We start from the raw sequence: 18,086 nt of genomic DNA, 5'->3' as shown, positions 1-18,086 counted from the left end.
TATGCTTTCGCGTCGTCAGCACCGATTAAGCCGGTTTCGCAAAACCAAGCGCCTGCTGCGCCAGCGTTTGCGTCAGCGGGCATTTTTCAGAGACATACCAGGACCCGAAGCGATGGAAAAACCCAGAGTTGTGGTGTTAACCGGAGCGGGCATCTCCGCTGAGTCAGGCATTCGTACTTTCCGCGCCACCGACGGATTGTGGGAAGAGCATCGGGTTGAAGATGTGGCGACGCCAGAAGGATTCGCCCGCGACCCGGAGCTGGTACAGGCGTTTTATAACGCCCGCCGCCTGCAGCTTCAGCAGGCGGAAATTAAGCCCAATGCAGCGCATCTCGCACTGGCGCGCCTGGAGGAAGAGCTGGGCGACCACTTCCTGTTGGTCACGCAGAATATTGATAACCTGCATGAGCGTGCCGGTAATAAAAACATTATCCATATGCACGGCGAGCTGCTGAAAGTGCGCTGTTCCCGGAGCGGGCAAATACTGGAATGGAAGGGCGATGTGACGCGTGAAGATCGTTGCCACTGTTGCCAGCTCGCTGCGCCGCTGCGCCCGCACGTGGTGTGGTTTGGCGAAATGCCGCTCGGCATGGATGACATTTATCAGGCGCTGGCGACGGCCGATTACTTTATCGCTATCGGCACCTCAGGGCATGTTTATCCGGCCGCCGGGTTTGTCCATGAAGCGCGTCTGCAGGGGGCGCATACCGTTGAGCTGAACCTTGAACCAAGCCAGGTTGGCAGCGAGTTTGAGGAGAAATTCTACGGTTTAGCCAGCGAAGTGGTGCCGGAGTACGTCGACAAGCTTTTAAAAGGGCTTTAAACAGCGGATATTTTCACCCTGCGAGCAGTCTGGCGTAGGGGAAAAATAGCAACCTCATCCGGGATTGCTGACAAAGAAGGGTAAAGCGTGGTTTTACCTTCTTTGTGGCGAGCGGACGAAATCAATAAATTGATTTTGCTTGTTTTTTATTGATGGACTCTGTTCGTTTGGCGAAAGTCTGGGGTTTGTCATCACTCTGCTCATTCGCTATTTGATCTTCCCTTCAAGTCTCAACCACAAACATTTACAACGTCTGTTTTTATGCCTACTTTATTTGCATACGTATTCACTACGGGAAACCAGATGAAAGCTATGCGCCTGAAGACGGTCGCTGACTGCCGTGACGATATCGCCAGCCGGTTGCAGGCGATTGAAAAAAATAGCCGGCTGAATGCCATTCTCGGCGTTAATCCGGATGCCCGCGCTGAGGCAGAAGACTGTTATCGGGCCCAGCGACGCGGCCTTTCTTTCGGTCCGCTGCACGGTCTTCCTCTTATCATCAAAGATAATATCGCCTGCGCCGCAATGCCCATCACGCTGGGGTGTCGGGCGCTGGCCTCGCTGCGCGCCGCATCGGATTCGCTGGCGGTTCAGCGGCTGCGAAATGCGGGAGCGATAATCCTCGCCCGCGCCAATATGTCCGAATTTGCCTTTGACGTTCGCTCGCGCAGCTCGTTGGGTGGCGATGTCCGTAATCCTTTCGCTATGGACATTACGGCCGGAGGTTCGAGCGGCGGATGCGCGGCGGCGGTTGCTGCCGGGATGGCAGAGGGGGCGCTGGGAACGGACACCGGGGGGGCGATTCGTATTCCCGCAAGCTACACCGGGCTGGTTGGTTTAAGGCCTGCGCATCGACGGGAAATGCTGGAAGGCGTGGCGCCTCTTTCTTTGAGTAAGGATACGGTAGGACCCATGGCGCACACCGTGCGCGATGCCGCGTTGCTGCACGCTATAATCCACGGGCAAAATCCCACGGTCTTACAGCAAATACCGCTGTCAGGCGTTCGTCTTGGCGTGCTTTCCGCGCTTGAAGGCGAAGACGAGATGCAGGGAACCGTGTGGCAGGCCGCGCTGGAAGTGCTGCGGCGCGCGGGTGCCGTCATCATTCCCGTTACATTGCCCGAGCTGGAGAGCGTGCGCCAGAGCACCTGTCTGAGCGTTTATGAATTCCGCATTGCTTTTGATGCCTGGCTAAAAGGTTATGCAAACGCTCCGGCGGGGCTGGCTGCCATTTTCGCCTCACAGCAGTTCCTGCCCGAATTTTCGCCGTTTATTACCCGATTACTGCAGGCAAACACCCTGAAAAATCCCGAATGGCTGGCGGGGCGCCGATTTCGCCGTCGGTTACGCCAGTGCTTAAGCGAGACGATCGCACGGCATAATATCCAGGGATTGCTGTATCCAACGGTAAGCCAGCTGCCGAAAACGCTTGAAAAGATGCCGCCAGGCTGCGCCCCGGAGCTGGCCGCCATCAGCGGATTGCCGGCGATTACGCTGCCGTGTGGCATCAGCCGCGGCGGGTTACCCGTAGGGATGGAAATTTTATCGGGTGAGAGGGATGAAACATCACTGCTGAATCTGGCGCTGGCGTGTGAAACGGCATTAAACACTGGCGGATGACGCTACGCTTTTCTGCCCTATATGGAGTCAGGTGCAGGGTAGGGCCATCCGCCGGCTGGACCTACCGGCCCGCTTTCAGCTTCTGATAGTAAGACTCATAGATCGCGCTGGCCTCGCCAACGTCGTTCTGCCATTCGCCGTTTTTCAGTACCGCTTCATCCGGGTAAAGCGTCTTGTCGCCCGAGATCTCTTTTGGCAGCAGCTTGCGCGCTTCAAGGTTTGGCGTGGGGTAGCCGATAGTTTCCGCGACCTGTTTTGCCACATCCGGGCGCAGCAGGAAGTTAATCAGCTGCAGCGCACCCTCGACATTTTTGGCATTTGCCGGCACCGAGAGGTTATCCATCCAGAAAATCCCGCCTTCTTGCGGCCAGACGATTTCCAGCGGCGTTCCGGCCTCGCGGGCGACATAGGCCGAACCATTCCACACCATCCCGAGATTCACTTCGCCTTCCATATACGGGTTAGCCGGGTTATCGGAGTTGAAGGCCGCAATGTTTGGCATCAGCTTTTGCAGTTCATGATAGGCCGCTGCGATCTCTTTAGGGTCGGTGGTGTTGCCGGAATAACCCAGCTTACGCAGCGCCACCTGGAACACTTCCCGCGCGTCATCGGTCATCAACAGGCTTTGCTTGTATTCCGGTTTCCATAAATCCGCCCAGCGGGTGACCGTTTTCGGGTCGATGGCATCACTGTTGACGCCAATTGCCGTCGCGCCCCAAATGTACGGAATCGAATAATCGTTGTTGGGGTCAAAGGGTTTATTTAACATCTCAGGGTCGAGATTTTTGAAATTAGTCAGTTTGCTTTTGTCGATCTTCTGGATCATGCCTTCTTTGCGCATTTTTGCCACAAAATAGGTCGATGGAACCACTAAGTCGTAAGCGCCGTCTTTATAGGTTTTCAGCTTGGCGTACATGGTTTCATTCGACTCGTAGGTCGAATAAATCACTTTGATACCGGTCTCTTTGGTGAATTGCTCGAGCAGCCCCGGCGGCACGTATTCGGTCCAGTTATAGAAATAAAGCGTCTTGCTATCGTCGGCATGTGCAGCGCTGATACCCAGCGCCAGAGCACCCGCAGCAAGCAGGTGGCGTGACCATTTTTTCATTTTAACGTCCCCTGAATTTTGGTTTTATCACGAAGAATAAGCTGGCTGGCAACCACCAGCAGCAGCGAGAGCACTAACAGAATGGTGGCCAGCGCGTTCACCTCGGGTGAAACGCCGACCTTCACCATTGAGTAAATCTTCAACGGTAAAATTTCATAGCTCGGCCCGGTTACGAACGAGGAAACCACCACGTCATCCATCGACAGAGTAAAGCTTAGCAGCCAGCCCGCCGCAACCGCAGGCATTGCCAGCGGCAGCAGGATTTTGCGCAGAATGGTCAGCTCGCTGGCGCCCAGATCTTTTGCCGCCTCCAGCATTCGCACATCAAAGCCTTTGAGCCGTGAATAGACGGTGACGACCACGAACGGCAGGCAGAAAGTGATGTGGGAGAACAGCAGCGACCAGAAGCCAAGCGACACGCCCAGGAGCATAAACAGCACCAGCAGCGCAATGGCCATCACGATATCGGGCGACATCATCACCACAAACAGCATGCCGCTGACAAAAGGCTTGCCGCGAAAACGGTAGCGATACAGCGCCACCGCCGTCAGCGAACCGATGGCCGTGGCGGCGGTGGCAGAAAATACCGCCATCGTCAGCGAGTGTTGCGCCGCTTGCAGCAGGCTGTCGTTATTCAGCAGCAGGCGGTACCACTTGCCGGTGAAGCCTTGCCAGTTAATACCAAAGCGCGAACTGTTAAACGAGTTAACGATCAAAATGATAATCGGGATATACAGATACGCGTAGATGGCGGTCATAAAGCCGCCGCGGAGCAGGCGACCGATCATTCTAATTCCACCTTCTTATTCAGCAGGCTGGCGGCGCGCCAGTAAATCAGCAGCATCAGCCCCATCACCAGCGTCAGCGTAATGCTGGTGGCTGCGCCAAACGGCCAGTCGCGAATGTTGAGGAACTGGCTCTTAATCACGTTACCAATCAGCAGGTTTTTCGCGCCGCCCATCAGGTCAGAAACGTAAAACAGCCCCATCGCCGGCAGCATCACTAGCAGACAGCCGGCAATAATGCCCGGCATGGTCAGCGGAATAATAATGCGGATAAAGGTCTGGAGCTTGCTGGCACCCAGGTCGCGCGCCGCTTCCAGCAAGGGCTTATCAAGCTTTTCGATACTGGAGTAAAGCGGCATCACCATAAACGGCAGCAGGATGTACACCAGGCCTACGATCACCGCATTCGGGGTGTACATCAGGCGGATCGGGGTATCAATCACGCCAAGCCACAGCAGAAATTCGTTCATATAGCCTTTGGTGCTGAGAAAAATTTTCAGCCCGTAGATACGAATTAAGGAGTTAGTCCAGAACGGAACAATCAGCAAAAACAGCAGCAGCGGGCGTACGCGTTCCGGCAGTCGTGCAAGAAACCAGGCAAACGGATAACCCAGGACCAGGCAGGCGAGGGTGGCTATCAGCGCCATATTCAGCGAATGCAGCAGCACCTGAGCATACAGCGGATCGGCAAGCCGGGCGTAGTTGTCCAGCGTGAAGACCATGCTGACAAAGTTAGCGTCGTCACGCGTCAGGAAACTGGTCCCGACGATCATCAGGTTGGGCAGAAAGACAAACAGCACCAGCCAGCCGACGATGGTGGCAATCACCAGATTCTGCAGTTTACGCGAGCTCTTCATCTGCCAGCACGACCTCCCAGCTTTCTACCCAGTTAATCGCCATTTTTTGGTCAAGGGAGTGGTCAAAATCAGGATCGTCTTCATTAAAGAATTCGCTGACCATCACCATTTTGCCATTTTCCAGCTCAACGTTAGATTCCAGCGTCATGCCTTTATAGTTACGCTCGCGCACGTAACCAATTAAGCCATCGGCAACGTGAGTATCGTTGATCTCCTCGACGCGCAAATCCTCCGGGCGCAATAGCACTTTCAAGCGTTGCCCGGCGGTCACCGGCATGGTGACATAAATATGGCATTCGCGCCCTTCGACATTCGCCAGCACGCGCTGCTCGTCGACGCGTTCAATTACCGTTGCATCAAAGATATTAATTTCGCCAATGAAACTCGCCACAAACAGGTTTTTGGGCTCTTCGTAAATTTCGCGCGGCGTGCCGTCTTGCTCAATGCGCCCATCGCGCATCACCACAATCCGGTCGGACATGGTTAACGCTTCTTCCTGGTCGTGCGTGACAAAAACGAAAGTGATGCCCAGTTTACGCTGCAGCGCTTTAAGCTCGTTCTGCATCTGCTTGCGCAGTTTATAGTCAAGCGCCGAAAGCGACTCATCAAGCAGTAACAAACGCGGCTTATTGACCACGGCGCGGGCAATCGCCACACGCTGCTGCTGGCCGCCAGAAAGCTGATGGGGTTTACGTTGGGCAAACGCCTCTAGCTGCACCATTTTTAACGCTTCAGTCACGCGTGGGGCAATCTGCGCGGCGGGCGTTTTCTGCATTCTTAAACCGAAGGCGACGTTTTCAAAAACGGTCATGTGAGGAAACAGAGCGTAGCTTTGAAAGACGGTGTTGACGTGGCGATGTTCAGCCGGAACCTGCGTGATATCCTGGCTATCGAGTACGATAGTGCCGGCATCAACGCTTTCCAGCCCGGCAATTAAGCGCAGCACGGTAGTTTTGCCGCAGCCGGAGGGGCCAAGGAGCGTCAGGAATTCACCATGATTGATGGTGAGAGATAAATCAGAAATAACGGTTTTGCCGTCAAAGCTCTTACCAACCCCCGCTAGTTCTACCAGCGGCGAGAGCGAACGAAGCTGAGTATTCAATTTTTTACGCTGTCCCATAAAAGACGCATCAAATTGCGGGCTGATGCGGGGTTTGTGATTAACCACCTTGCGGTTGCTGCACGTGAAGTAAGGGCAGGCATTCTACGGCAAAGCATTGAAATCGCCAATCCTTGATGCTTTCAGGCCGCGGGTTTTGCCTATGATTATGGTCATAAATAGCCAATCCGCTCGCCTTGCCTCTCATGGGTGACTATTTTCAACTCAGCCGGGCTTAAAGTGACCTAACGCAATATTTGCATCCGTGGCTTACTGATAATGAAGCCACAAAAATTGAGGGTAGCGCCATGGATAAATTACTTGAACGTTTCTTACATTATGTCTCTTTTGATACGCAGTCCAAATCTGGCGTAAAACAGGTTCCCAGCACCGAAGGGCAGTGGAAACTGTTGCGGCTATTAAAAGAGCAGATGGAAGAGATGGGTTTGGTGAATGTGACGCTGGGCGATCATGGCACGGTGATGGGGACGCTTCCTTCTACCGTGGATAAAAAGGTCCCGGCAATTGGTTTTATCTCCCACGTCGATACCGCACCTGATTTCACCGGTAAAAATGTTAATCCGCAGATTGTTGAAAACTATCGTGGTGGTGACATTGCGCTGGGCATTGGCGATGAAGTGCTCTCACCGGTGATGTTCCCGGTTTTGCACCAGCTGCTGGGCCAGACGCTGATTACTACCGACGGCAAAACGCTGCTGGGCGCCGATGATAAAGCCGGTATCGCTGAAATTATGACGGCGATGGCGGTGCTGAAAGAGAAGAATATCCCGCACGGCGATATCCGCGTGGCCTTCACCCCGGATGAAGAGGTCGGTAAAGGGGCGAAGCATTTTGACGTTGAAGCATTTGATGCGCGGTGGGCCTATACCGTGGATGGCGGCGGCGTGGGCGAGCTGGAATGTGAAAACTTCAACGCCGCGTCGGTGACGATTAAAATCGTCGGCAATAACGTACACCCCGGTTCGGCAAAAGGGGTGATGGTTAATGCGCTGTCGCTTGCGGCGCGTATTCATGCTGAAGTGCCCGCCAGCGAAAGCCCGGAATGCACCGAAGGCTACGAAGGTTTCTATCATCTGCACGGCATTAAAGGTTCCGTTGACCGTGCTGAAATGCATTACATCATCCGCGACTTTGAGCGCGAGCAGTTTGAAGCCCGGAAACGCAAGATGATGGAGATTGCCAAAAAAGTGGGTAAAGGGCTGCACCCGGATTGCTATATCGAACTGGTGATTGACGACAGCTACTACAACATGCGCGAAAAAGTCGCCGGGCATCCTTACATTGTGGAAGTGGCCCAGCAGGCGATGCGTGATTGTGATATCGAGCCAATCATGAAGCCGATTCGTGGCGGCACCGACGGCGCGCAACTGTCATTCAAAGGTTTGCCCTGCCCGAACCTGTTCACCGGCGGCTATAACTACCACGGCAAACACGAGTTTGTGACGCTGGAAGGAATGGAAAAAGCGGTAGCGGTGATTGTGCGCATTGCTGAGCTGACGGCAAAGCAGAGCTAACGACGGACCAGGTGCTGATGCTTACTGCCCTCAGCACCTGATTTATCGGATTAAAAATAAAAGGGTGGGGAACCTTTTTGTTGGATTTCCCATCACTACTTTCCTGCCAGACCTCCATCGCTGCCTCACTCTGCATCAAACAACTGGGATCGGCCAGCCGGTCAATAACCCTGAATAAGACTTTATCCCTTGATAAGCGTCGGCTACTTTTTTTCTTTATAATATGTGTTATGTTATAACATCTCAATAAATGATTAATGCCGATATATGAAACTGAAGCCTTCTTTAATAGCCCTTACCATAGGCGCGAGTATTTCTCCCCTGACTTACGCAGCAGACGACACCATGATAGTTACCAGCGCAGGCGTATCCGGCTATTTAGCCGAATCCGACTCTGCGCGGCTTGCATCCGGTTCGGCCTCACGTCTCGGTTTAACCGATAAACAGACGCCGCGCCATACTGAAACCATCAGTGCAGGTACCATAACGGCTAAAGGCAAACGCACCCTTACCGAAGTCGTTGAGACAGCTGCCGGCATGTCCGGCACCAGCGCTCCCACACTCTCAAATAGCGTTTCGCTACGCGGATTTTCCGGTATTTCCTGGCTGCTAAACGGTGTGGAGGTACCCGGTAGCACCATTCAGATTGCCGATCCCGTTCATTACGAAAATGTGGATATCCTGTATGGCACAGGCTCTGTTCTGAATGGCCTGAGTTCCGCTGGCGGCAGCGTCAACCTGATTTCACGCAGGGCAACCTTTGGTCGCCAGCCTTTTGAGGTTGACTATAGCTGGTCAAGTGATAACAGCCACCGTGCCCACCTCGGCGCGGGGGGAACGCTTCTCGATGGCGTTGCCGCAGGCCGCATGGATATCAGCGCGTCCAATATCGGCACTCAGGTTGAGAAAGAGCGCAGTCGTCCGCAACGCGTCAGCGCCCAGCTCCTGCTGACGCCGACCGCTACTACTCAGGTTACCTTTGATATCGACCGTAGCTTAACGGATATGCGCAATCCCTATTTTGGAACGCCAGTTATCAATGGCAAAGTCGATCGCGACCTGGGCCATGTGAATTACAACAATCTTCAGGATGCGCATATTCGCAGTCAGGCGACCTCGTTCCAGTCGACCCAGTCCTGGTATGCCACGCCAGATTTAACCTTTGATAACCAGTTCTACTATTACAAAGGCTTCCGCGAATGGCAGAACGTTGAACGCTATTACCCGTCGCAGAAAGCAGGCTACGTTACCCGCGATTCGTATGGCGATATTGCTCATGATGACAAGCTGACTGGCAACCGTACCATGGTCACCTGGGATCGCCCGATTGCAGCATTCGCCAACCGCGTGACTGCCGGTGTCGATTTTTCAAAACGTGAATTCCAGTATTATTCTAACGGCTTCCCTGGCGGCGAAGATGTTCTGCTGACCCGGCCAGCATCCAATGACTTCCGCACAGGTGCGGGGGGCAAGATGCGTTCACCTGTTCGTCACATCACGCAGAACCAGTATGCATTGCTGCTGGAAGACAACCTGAATATCACGGACTCTGTCGCCCTGTTAAGCCAGCTGCGCTATACCAGCATGGACGTACGCTGGCATTATCAGCAGGATAATAAAACCCTCGAACGTAGCTATAACTTCATGAGCGTTGGCGTAGGGCCGAGCTGGGCTATTAACGATAGCTGGACGGCGTATACCAACTATTCCATGGGTAAAGAGCCCGGCAGCGATATCTTCTTTGTCAGCCCGCAACAAACTTCACTGCCGCTTACCGACGTTCAGCAATATGAAGCCGGCGTAAAAGGGACTTTCGATCGCGGAGAAATGAAGCTCGCCGTTTACCATCTTCAGAAAAAAAATCTTTTTCAGCGCTCGGCAACCCAGGCTGGCGTATGGAATGCGGTTGGTAAACAGACTTCTCGCGGCATCGAATTCAGCGCAACGATGAAACCGCTGGATAGCGTCGCGCTGGCGGGGAATGTGGCTTATACCCATGCGCGCTTTGACGATTTCAAACAGGGTACGCAGGACCTTTCTGGCAATCAGCCGCGCTATATACCGGCGTGGACGGCTAATCTTTCTGGTCGCTATATGCCCATTGACAAACTGGGGCTGGGGGCACAGCTCCACTATGTGGGCAGCAGCTATAACGACGATGCCAACACCAACAAAATGGGGGATTACACCACTGTCGACCTGAACGCCGATTATGAAGTCATTAAGAGCGTTACCGTGGGTACCCGCGTGCGTAACCTGACAGATCGCTTCTACACCTGGCAGCGTACTTATGCAGGACAGGAAATGATTGCGCCAGGCCGTACTTATGAAGCCTACGTCAACATGCGCTTCTAATGAAACGCCTTGCTTTCCTCACCTTACTGGCAACTTCCGTCAGCTTTGCACACCCTATTACGTTGCAAAATTGCGGGAAGCTTTGGACGTTTGAGCATATTCCACAGCGGGCTATTGTCTATATGCCGACCGCGATGGAAAACCTGCTCGCACTGCGTCTGGGTGACTCCATTATCAGCGTTGTGGGTTACCAGCCGGATGAAGATAGCGCGCCATCCCCGTGGTACAAACCGCTAAAAGCACGTATCGACAGTTCACCCTGGTCGGGAGAAGCCCTGCTGGGCTCCCGGCCAGACTTTATCTATTCAGGCAGCTATTACTGGTTTAACAGCCCGGAGACCGCCAGCCGCGACAGATTCTCTGAATGGGGGATTGGAAGCTGGCTAATTGAAGGGATGTGCCATGGTCTTCAAAGCCGGACTCCTGCGCCCGTAACCTTCGAAAGCATCTACGAGGAGCTGGGTAATATTGCGCGTATATATGGCGTGGAACCGCGCGCAGAGACGCTTATCAAGGAGTTGAAACAACAGGTTGCCGCCGACAGGCGTATAAAGCTGCCACACAGAACGCTCATGTGGTGGTATTCCGGTACAGCAACGCCTTACGTGGCCGGCGGTTATGGTGCTTCTGAGCTGTTAACCAAAACCATCGGCAGTAAGAACATCTTTGATAGCAGCGCTGAACTGTGGCCTGCCATGAGCTGGGAGGTTGTCGCCGCACGGGATCCTGACTACCTGATTCTGGGCGACCTGCCAAGGGGAGGGGAGGGTGACAGCGCCCGCAGCAAAATCGATTTTCTTGAACGGCATCCACTCACCGCCGGTATGAGGGCGGTGAAAGCAAAACGTTACATCATTTTACCGGGCTACGACATGGACGCATCCGCACGTTCGGTTCTGGCCCTTCACCGACTTGTCACGCAAATGCACGCTAAGGAACAAAAATGGCCTTTCCCGCTCGCGACTTACTGAACAACTGGGATCAACAACAAAGCGCCTATATCGCTTATCGTGAAGAACGATATAACGCCACGCTGGAGGTACTGGCGATGACGTATGGTGAAGAATTTCATGTGCTGGATCTCGCTTGCGGCCCGGGCTCATTCAGCATGCGTCTTCTGAACCGCTTTCCGTGCGTAAGAGTGACGGCTATCGATCTGGATCCGCTGCTGCTTGCTCTGGCAAAAGAAGCTTTGTCTGAATACCGGGATCGCATTCAGTTCTTCAGCGGCGATATGGCAACCGCAGATTGCTTCCGGGTCATAACTGACAAACCGCAGGCCGTTGTTTCCAGCACGGCCATACACTGGCTGCTGCCAGAACAGCAGGTCGCACTTTATCGCAACATCTTTAACCTGCTGGATGAAGGTGGTGTATTTATGAACGCCGACCATCAGCGATTTGATAGTCGCAATCCACGTCAGAAGATGATTGCCCAGCTTCATGACGAAAGCACGCAGAAAGAAGCCTGGCGCGCGGGGGTACAGGACTGGGACACCTGGTTTGAATCGGTCACCTGTCACCCTGAACTGGCTGAATTGATAGAGGCGCGCGCCGCTATCTTTAACGACCGCCCGACACCGCTGCCCACCACGGTCGAATTTCAGCTTGCAGCCCTGCGCCAGGCGGGTTTTACTGAAACGGGGACGCTCTGGCAATTCCTCGATGATTATGTGGTCGCTGGCTGGAAGTAATGATGCTGCGTTCTGCTGTTTTTCGCCTTTCCATGCTGCTGCCGGCGCTGATGCTGGCGCTTTGCGTTGCCATAATGTATGGGCCGGTGACCTTTTCCATCCGGGAAGTGACAAATGCCGTCCTGGCAGGCTACTGGCATAGCGATACGGAGGGCACGCTTCACCAGCGGATCGTCTGGTCTCTGCGCATGCCGCGCACCTTGCTTGCCGCGCTGGCAGGCGCCGCGCTGGCGCTGGCCGGAACGGTTCTGCAGTCATTAACACGCAATCCCCTTGCCGATCCCTGGGTGCTGGGCATTTCATCCGGTGCGGGATTAGGTGCGGTACTGGTCATTGCGCTTGGTCTTAGCGCGGGCTGGGCCGCGGTGCCCGTCGGGGCGTTCTGCGGCGCGATGCTGGCTTTTACGCTGGTGCTGTTCATGGCGCGTCAATCGCTATCCGGCCAGTCCAGCCGATTTATCCTGACCGGAGTGGCCGTGACACAGCTTTTCTCTGCGGCGACATCATTAACGACGCTCTGGAAAACAGACGCTGATACCACGCGAGGGGTGATGTTCTGGCTGCTAGGAAGCTTTGCCCAGGCGTCCTGGCTACAGGTACTGCTTTGCGCCCTGGTGCTGTTGCCGATATTTTTGCTTTGCTGGTGGCGGGCAGTAGAGCTGGACGTGCTGATGTTCGGTAACGTGACGGCGGCGTCGCTCGGTGTCGAAGTTGGCACCATCAAACTTGCCATGTACTGCCTGCTGACCTTATTAACGGCGGTTGTGGTGGCATGCTGTGGCGCAGTAGGTTTTATTGGGCTGACCGTGCCTCATATCGCACGCCTGTTTATCGGTCACCGCCATCGTTCGCTGTTGCCTGCGTCTATCCTTTGCGGCGCTATTTTTACCGTTCTGGCCGATACGCTAGCCCGTACTCTTTTTGCACCGCGTGAATTACCCGTTGGTATTCTGACCGCGATGCTCGGGGTCCCGGTATTTTTATTTCTTATCTCCCGCAGTTCGCGATAAAACAATTTGCCGCAGTGCGGAGGCATTCCCGGGAAAGGTACGCGATTGCCGATTGATAGGGTTGCAAGCATCCTGCACGCCGTTCAACCTGGCGTTATTCGTAGTATATTGAGCGCATTCTTGGTCTTCAGGTGTCCGTTATGTCTTACTCCATCGGCGAATTTGCCCGGCTTTGCGGGATTAACGCAACCACGCTTCGCGCCTGGCAGCGTCGTTATGGCCTGCTGAAACCGCAGCGTACCGACGGCGGGCATCGCCAGTACAGTGAGGACGATATCCAGCAGGCGCTAAAAATTCTCGACTGGGTGAAAAAAGGAGTGCCCGTCAGCCAGGTTAAACCGCTGCTTGCTCGTCCTGGCGCGCGGCGGGCTAACCACTGGCTCACCCTGCAGGAAACCCTGCTGCAACGGCTGAAAGAGGGAAAAATCGAATCCCTGCGCCAGCTGATTTACGACTCTGGCCGCGAATATCCTCGCCCGGAACTGGTCACAGAGGTGCTGCGTCCGCTGCGCGGTAAAGTCTCGGCCAACGTTCCAGCCATGATGACGCTGCGTGAAATTCTCGACGGCATCATTATCTCCTACACGTCGTTTTGCCTTGAAGGGGATAAAAAAGCGCCGGGCGATAACGCCCTGATTACCGGCTGGCACCTGACTGACCCCTGCGAAATCTGGCTTGAAGCGCTCAGGCGCACCGGGCAGGGGCTGCGCATTGACGTGCTCCCCGGGCTGCCCGCGATCCTGGCTCCGGAAATCTTCCCGGAGCGTAAATGGCTGCTGGTCACTAGCGGCAAACTCACCGCCGCGCGCAAAAAGCAGATAGATCTCTGGCAGCAGCAGGGCATTTCCCTCGACGTTATTCCTCTGTAATTCCGTTTACCATACCCGATTCTGTTTTTCTGCCGCGCCACCCTCCCGGTGGCGTGCCTGCCTATGGTCGATGTGAAAAGTAACTGCACAAAACAGACTCCTCTAACAGGATGAAATTAATCATTAATAAAATATATAGCCTCTTAAACTTGTACAAATTAAAATAGTTGTATAGGTTTTAAGTATGCCATCAGGGTACGTTGTTCACCGCAAGGGTGATTTTTTCTTCATCCGTAAAACGCAGCAAAGAGGATAGCGCCATGAACACTCAACCCGTCATTGGGATCAGCGGATGTTTAACCGGCTCGGCCGTGCGGTTTGACGGCGGACATAAACGGATGGGCTTTGTGATGGATGGGCTGGCACGGTGGGTGACCTTTAAGCCCGTGTGCCCGGAGATGGCCATCGGCCTGCCGGTTCCTCGCCCGGCGTTGCGTCTGGTGCAAACCACCGAAGGGGATAGACGGATGCGTTTCAGCCATGCCCCGCACGAGGATGTTACCCAGAAAATGGCGGAGTTCGCCGCCGGGTATCTTCCACGTCTGAGCGAACTGTCAGGGTTTATCGTCTGCGCTAAATCGCCGAGCTGCGGCATGGAGCGCGTGCGGCTGTACGACGAAAAAGGCAATCGCGGGCGCAAAGAGGGGGTGGGGCTGTTCACCGGAGCGCTGCTGGAAAAGTACCCCTGGCTGCCGGTTGAAGAAGATGGCCGCCTGCACGATCCGGCGCTGCGTGAAAACTTTGTCGAGCGCGTTTTTGCCCTGCATGAGCTTAATACAATACGGGCCAACGGTCTGAGCCGCCACGCGCTGCTGGATTTCCACAGCCGCTACAAGCTACAGCTGCTGGCGCACCATCAGGCGGGCTACCGTGAAATCGGGCCGTTCGTTGCCTCGCTGCATGAATGGCAAGATCTGGACGCCTTCTTCGGGGCCTATCGCGAAAAACTGATGGCGATCCTGAAGCAGCCGGCTTCGCGCAAAAATCACACCAATGTGCTGATGCATATTCAGGGCTATTTCCGGGAGCGGTTGAATCCCCGTCAGCGCGGTGAACTGCGTGATGTGATCCTCCACTATCGCGCCGGGCTGCTGCCGATACTCGCCCCCTTAACGCTGCTGAAGCACTATCTGGCGGAATACCCGGATCGCTACCTGTTAACGCAGAACTATTTCGACCCCTATCCCGATAATTTAGCCTTGCGCCTGGCGGTTAATTAACCACCGATAACGAGTAAGTCAGCCCTGAGGTTGGGCTGACTTAAACTTGTGGTTGCACCCAGTTCACGTTCCTACATCCGCTACAGACCTTGACGCCTGCGGGAAGCACTCTTTTGAACCTTCCAGAAAGCAGCACGAGACTACGACAGATCAACCCACCTCTCTATGCAATTGCCTGCGCTTACCGCTTCTATGGGCTCACGTTGACACTAAATATATTGCGTTGTATAAAACCCCGCCTTAATAATGATTTTCATTTGCATATAAAAATATGACACCATCGTCGGCAATAACTTAATGAAGGGTAGCGTTTAATGAAAAAGGTCATCTGCGCGTTCGGTATGATGTTCGCATCAGTAGGTTCTGCTCTGGCAACAACATATCCTCTGACCATTGAAAACTGCGGATATCAAGAGACGTTTGCCAAAGCGCCCGAGCGCGTCGTGGCCCTGGGCCAGAATACCGTCGAGATCTTACTGCTGCTGGGGCTGCAAAAAAATGTTATCGCCAGTGCGTTTTGGCCAACTAAAGTGTTGCCGCAGCTGGCTGAACAGAATGCAAAAATCAACACGCTGACGGTAGAAATCCCCACTCTGGAATCCATTCTTGCGCAAAACCCTGATTTTGTTCCCGCGCAGCTGCCGCTGTTACTGGGGCCAGAAAGTAAGGTCGCGAAACGCGAAGACCTGGCAACCGTTGGCGTAAACGGCTATTTGTCACCGGGCATGTGCGCCACCAAAAAAGCCGCCGGTGATATGTACGGCAGCCGTCAAAAACTATGGGATATGACGTATCTCTATAAAGAGATTGCTGATTTCGCCACCATCTTCAACGTGCAGCCGCGTGGCGAAGCGCTGATCGCCGATTTTAAAAAACGTGAAGCTGCCCTGCGCGCAGCATTCAGCAACAACAAAAAAGATCTGTCGTTTGTGTTCTGGTTCTCCAGCTCATCCCCTTCTGCTGACGCTTACGTAGGCGGCAAAAACAGCGCCTCCGGATTTATTGCCAATGTCCTGGGAGGACATAATGCCATCACCTCCGAAACCGAGTGGCCTACGGTGGGCTGGGAAAGCATTATCGCGGCGAACCCGGATGTGATTGTGGTCTCAAGCCTGGATCGTAACCGTTGGGCTCTTGATAACGCAGAAGAAAAAATCAAATTCCTGAAAAGCGATCCGGCCGTTAGCCAGTTAGAGGCGGTGAAAAAAGGCCATATTGTGATCATGGACGGGCAGGCGATGAACCCGACTATCCGTACCCTCTACGGCGCTGAGCAGATCGGTGAGCAGCTCAGAAAAATGGGGCTGAACGAATGACCAGCGCGGTAATTCAGTCTCAGCAGAGACTGTTCCTGACCGGCTCGTGTTTGCTGTCAATCGTGCTGTTGTTCCTGACCATTGCCGTTGGCGTCAGCGTGGGGGAGCTTTCGATCCCGCTGCAAAATATTTTTTACGCTATTAGCAATAAAATTGGGCTAACTGAGGTTCCACTCAACCGCATCTATGAAAGCGTGATTTGGGACTTTCGCCTGAGCCGTGCGCTGGTGGCGGCATGCTGCGGTGCCGGCCTGGCTATCTGCGGCGCGGTATTGCAGAGCCTGTTAAAGAATGCGCTGGCAGAACCCTACGTGCTTGGGGTCTCTGCGGGGGCATCAACCGGCGCGGTGGCGGTTGTGGTCCTGGGGATCGGCACCGGTGCGGTATCCCTGTCTGCGGGCGCATTTGCCGGGGCGTTCGCAACCTTTGCCTTTGTCGCCTTTTTAACCAACGGCGCACGCGGAGGCACTGAACGCACCATTCTGGCGGGCGTTGCCGCTTCTCAACTGTTTAACGCCATCACGGCCTATACCATCAGCACCTCCGCCAGCGCGCAGCAGGCTCGCGATGTCATGTTCTGGCTGCTGGGCAGCTTTAGCGGGGTAAGATGGCCTGAATTCCAGCTGGTGCTGGTGGTGGTACTGATTGGCCTCGCGGTTTGCCTTTACTATTCCCGGGCGCTGGATGCCTTTACCTTTGGCGATGACGCAGCCGCGTCGCTGGGCATCTCCGTTCCCAGGGTACGTCTGATCCTCTTCACCACCACCGCGCTTATCACGGCCACTATCGTCAGCATGGCGGGTTCGATCGGCTTTGTCGGGCTGGTGGTTCCGCATGTGATGCGCTTCCTGTTCGGCCCGCTGCATCGCACGTTACTTATTGCCAGCGCGCTGGCCGGGGCGATCCTGATGGTGCTGGCGGATATTGCGTCGCGTTTACTGATTGCGCCGCAAAGCCTTCCCGTTGGCGTGGTGACGGCGCTGGTCGGCGTGCCTTTCTTTGCCGTGATTATCTACCGTTCAAGGAATAAGTGATGAGTATCACCGCTGAAAATATTACCTGGAAGGTGGGTAAAAAGGTCATCGTCAATGACGTTTCGCTGAACATTTCTCGTGGTGAAACGGTAGGGTTGCTCGGTCCCAACGGCTGTGGTAAATCTTCGCTTTTGCGCATTCTTGCGGGCTTACGCCGTCCGGATACCGGTAGCGTGACGCTGGAGGGGCAAAACATTGCCCGTATGGCTAAAAAGCAGTTTGCCCGTCGGGTCGCCTTTGTTGAACAACACGGCATGACCGACGCCAATATGCGCGTACGCGATGTGGTAAAACTCGGGCGTATTCCACATCATTCGCCCTTTTCTAACTGGAGCACCCACGATGACGAAGCTGTCACCGCTGCGCTGCAAACGGTAAATATGCTGGAAAAAAGTGACCAGGGCTGGCTGAGTCTGTCCGGCGGGGAACGCCAGCGGGTGCAAATTGCCCGCGCGCTGGCGCAAACGCCCACAGAAATCCTGCTTGATGAGCCCACCAACCACCTGGACATTCACCATCAAATGCAGTTAATGCATCTGATCGGCCAATTGCCGCTGACCAGCCTGGTGGCGATTCACGATCTTAACCATGCCTCGATGTTCTGCGATTCGCTGATTGTGATGCAGCAGGGAAAGATCGTCGCTACCGGAACACCTCAGGATATTTTATCCGAGGATCTCCTGTGGGACGTTTTCCGGGTGAAAACCAAAATTGAGACTTCAAGGTATCATGGCAAAAAGCATATTTATTTCCTCGTTTAGG

16 protein-coding genes are annotated in these 18,086 nt (G+C 54.4%); 12 read left to right on the top strand and 4 right to left on the bottom strand.

Annotated elements, in window-relative coordinates:
• Position 1: 1 nt before the first annotated feature.
• Positions 2 to 823 (top strand): Sir2 family NAD+-dependent deacetylase, encoded by an 822-nt coding sequence (cobB, locus tag EHN07_RS15700; protein ID WP_124024994.1) that lies wholly within the window; start codon positions 2 to 4, stop codon positions 821 to 823.
• A gap of 303 nt (positions 824 to 1,126) precedes the next feature.
• The gene (locus EHN07_RS15695; protein ID WP_124024993.1) at positions 1,127 to 2,443 is read left to right on the top strand and encodes an amidase; all 1,317 of its coding nucleotides are present in this window, start codon (positions 1,127 to 1,129) and stop codon (positions 2,441 to 2,443) included.
• Positions 2,444 to 2,504: 61 nt separating this feature from the next.
• Here EHN07_RS15695 and potD read toward each other — a convergent pair whose 3' ends face one another.
• Genes potD through potA form a run of 4 tightly spaced genes read right to left on the bottom strand, consistent with a single transcriptional unit; the run spans position 2,505 to position 6,313 of the window.
• Complete coding sequence (potD, locus tag EHN07_RS15690) at positions 2,505 to 3,551, bottom strand: spermidine/putrescine ABC transporter substrate-binding protein PotD (RefSeq protein WP_124024992.1); 1,047 nt, start codon at positions 3,549 to 3,551, stop codon at positions 2,505 to 2,507.
• On the bottom strand, positions 3,548 to 4,339 hold the full coding sequence (gene potC / locus EHN07_RS15685) for a spermidine/putrescine ABC transporter permease PotC (protein WP_124024991.1): 792 nt from the start codon (positions 4,337 to 4,339) through the stop codon (positions 3,548 to 3,550). The genes potD and potC overlap by 4 nt, the downstream gene beginning before the upstream one ends.
• The gene (potB, locus tag EHN07_RS15680; protein ID WP_124024990.1) at positions 4,336 to 5,193 is read right to left on the bottom strand and encodes a spermidine/putrescine ABC transporter permease PotB; all 858 of its coding nucleotides are present in this window, start codon (positions 5,191 to 5,193) and stop codon (positions 4,336 to 4,338) included. The genes potC and potB overlap by 4 nt, the downstream gene beginning before the upstream one ends.
• Entirely contained in the window at positions 5,177 to 6,313 is a 1,137-nt protein-coding gene (gene potA / locus EHN07_RS15675) for a spermidine/putrescine ABC transporter ATP-binding protein PotA (protein WP_124024989.1), read from the bottom strand. The genes potB and potA overlap by 17 nt, the downstream gene beginning before the upstream one ends.
• 287 nt (positions 6,314 to 6,600) lie before the next feature.
• On the opposite strand from potA, the gene pepT reads away from it, so the two are divergent.
• The 10 genes from pepT to eitC all read left to right on the top strand — a co-directional run bounded on the left by pepT (position 6,601) and on the right by eitC (position 18,085).
• A complete protein-coding gene (gene pepT, locus EHN07_RS15670) occupies positions 6,601 to 7,827 on the top strand; it encodes a peptidase T (protein WP_124024988.1) in 1,227 nt (408 codons plus the stop codon).
• A gap of 345 nt (positions 7,828 to 8,172) precedes the next feature.
• Positions 8,173 to 10,182 carry a TonB-dependent receptor gene (locus EHN07_RS15665; protein WP_244202419.1) on the top strand — a complete coding sequence of 670 codons (2,010 nt, stop codon included), beginning with the start codon at positions 8,173 to 8,175 and terminating at the stop codon, positions 10,180 to 10,182.
• Positions 10,182 to 11,153 carry an ABC transporter substrate-binding protein gene (locus tag EHN07_RS15660; RefSeq protein ID WP_124024986.1) on the top strand — a complete coding sequence of 324 codons (972 nt, stop codon included), beginning with the start codon at positions 10,182 to 10,184 and terminating at the stop codon, positions 11,151 to 11,153. The genes EHN07_RS15665 and EHN07_RS15660 overlap by 1 nt, the downstream gene beginning before the upstream one ends.
• Complete coding sequence (locus EHN07_RS15655) at positions 11,126 to 11,875, top strand: class I SAM-dependent methyltransferase (protein WP_124024985.1); 750 nt, start codon at positions 11,126 to 11,128, stop codon at positions 11,873 to 11,875. The genes EHN07_RS15660 and EHN07_RS15655 overlap by 28 nt, the downstream gene beginning before the upstream one ends.
• 2 nt (positions 11,876 to 11,877) lie before the next feature.
• Positions 11,878 to 12,885, top strand: a complete 1,008-nt coding sequence (locus EHN07_RS15650; RefSeq protein ID WP_124025007.1) for a FecCD family ABC transporter permease — start codon at positions 11,878 to 11,880, stop codon at positions 12,883 to 12,885.
• Positions 12,886 to 13,025: 140 nt separating this feature from the next.
• Complete coding sequence (locus tag EHN07_RS15645; RefSeq protein ID WP_124024984.1) at positions 13,026 to 13,754, top strand: MerR family transcriptional regulator; 729 nt, start codon at positions 13,026 to 13,028, stop codon at positions 13,752 to 13,754.
• Between the two features lie 260 nt (positions 13,755 to 14,014).
• On the top strand, positions 14,015 to 14,974 hold the full coding sequence (locus EHN07_RS15640) for a YbgA family protein (protein WP_124024983.1): 960 nt from the start codon (positions 14,015 to 14,017) through the stop codon (positions 14,972 to 14,974).
• A 314-nt stretch (positions 14,975 to 15,288) separates the two neighbouring features.
• On the top strand, positions 15,289 to 16,290 hold the full coding sequence (gene eitA, locus EHN07_RS15635) for a siderophore ABC transporter substrate-binding protein EitA (protein WP_124024982.1): 1,002 nt from the start codon (positions 15,289 to 15,291) through the stop codon (positions 16,288 to 16,290).
• On the top strand, positions 16,287 to 17,324 hold the full coding sequence (locus EHN07_RS15630; RefSeq protein WP_124024981.1) for a FecCD family ABC transporter permease: 1,038 nt from the start codon (positions 16,287 to 16,289) through the stop codon (positions 17,322 to 17,324). The genes eitA and EHN07_RS15630 overlap by 4 nt, the downstream gene beginning before the upstream one ends.
• Positions 17,324 to 18,085: a siderophore ABC transporter ATP-binding protein EitC gene (gene eitC, locus EHN07_RS15625; RefSeq protein WP_124024980.1), complete on the top strand. Its 762-nt coding sequence runs from the start codon at positions 17,324 to 17,326 to the stop codon at positions 18,083 to 18,085. The genes EHN07_RS15630 and eitC overlap by 1 nt, the downstream gene beginning before the upstream one ends.
• The last annotated feature ends 1 nt before the right edge of the window (position 18,086 follow it).

Source organism: Buttiauxella warmboldiae (genome assembly GCF_003818135.1).
Classification (GTDB): Bacteria; Pseudomonadota; Gammaproteobacteria; order Enterobacterales; family Enterobacteriaceae; genus Buttiauxella; species Buttiauxella warmboldiae.
The sequence above is the reverse complement of the archived record's forward strand: the minus strand, read 5'-3'. Positions and strand labels throughout refer to the sequence as shown.

Bases quoted from the DNA above. Each gene is read 5' to 3' on its own strand.
- cobB (WP_124024994.1), top strand. From the start codon at position 2: ATGCTTTCGCGTCGTCAGCACCGATTAAGCCGGTTTCGCAAAACCAAG.
- EHN07_RS15695 (WP_124024993.1), top strand. From the start codon at position 1,127: ATGAAAGCTATGCGCCTGAAGACGGTCGCTGACTGCCGTGACGATATC.
- potD (WP_124024992.1), bottom strand. From the start codon at position 3,551: ATGAAAAAATGGTCACGCCACCTGCTTGCTGCGGGTGCTCTGGCGCTG.
- potC (WP_124024991.1), bottom strand. From the start codon at position 4,339: ATGATCGGTCGCCTGCTCCGCGGCGGCTTTATGACCGCCATCTACGCG.
- potB (WP_124024990.1), bottom strand. From the start codon at position 5,193: ATGAAGAGCTCGCGTAAACTGCAGAATCTGGTGATTGCCACCATCGTC.
- potA (WP_124024989.1), bottom strand. From the start codon at position 6,313: ATGGGACAGCGTAAAAAATTGAATACTCAGCTTCGTTCGCTCTCGCCG.
- pepT (WP_124024988.1), top strand. From the start codon at position 6,601: ATGGATAAATTACTTGAACGTTTCTTACATTATGTCTCTTTTGATACG.
- EHN07_RS15665 (WP_244202419.1), top strand. From the start codon at position 8,173: ATGATAGTTACCAGCGCAGGCGTATCCGGCTATTTAGCCGAATCCGAC.
- EHN07_RS15660 (WP_124024986.1), top strand. From the start codon at position 10,182: ATGAAACGCCTTGCTTTCCTCACCTTACTGGCAACTTCCGTCAGCTTT.
- EHN07_RS15655 (WP_124024985.1), top strand. From the start codon at position 11,126: ATGGCCTTTCCCGCTCGCGACTTACTGAACAACTGGGATCAACAACAA.
- EHN07_RS15650 (WP_124025007.1), top strand. From the start codon at position 11,878: ATGCTGCGTTCTGCTGTTTTTCGCCTTTCCATGCTGCTGCCGGCGCTG.
- EHN07_RS15645 (WP_124024984.1), top strand. From the start codon at position 13,026: ATGTCTTACTCCATCGGCGAATTTGCCCGGCTTTGCGGGATTAACGCA.
- EHN07_RS15640 (WP_124024983.1), top strand. From the start codon at position 14,015: ATGAACACTCAACCCGTCATTGGGATCAGCGGATGTTTAACCGGCTCG.
- eitA (WP_124024982.1), top strand. From the start codon at position 15,289: ATGAAAAAGGTCATCTGCGCGTTCGGTATGATGTTCGCATCAGTAGGT.
- EHN07_RS15630 (WP_124024981.1), top strand. From the start codon at position 16,287: ATGACCAGCGCGGTAATTCAGTCTCAGCAGAGACTGTTCCTGACCGGC.
- eitC (WP_124024980.1), top strand. From the start codon at position 17,324: ATGAGTATCACCGCTGAAAATATTACCTGGAAGGTGGGTAAAAAGGTC.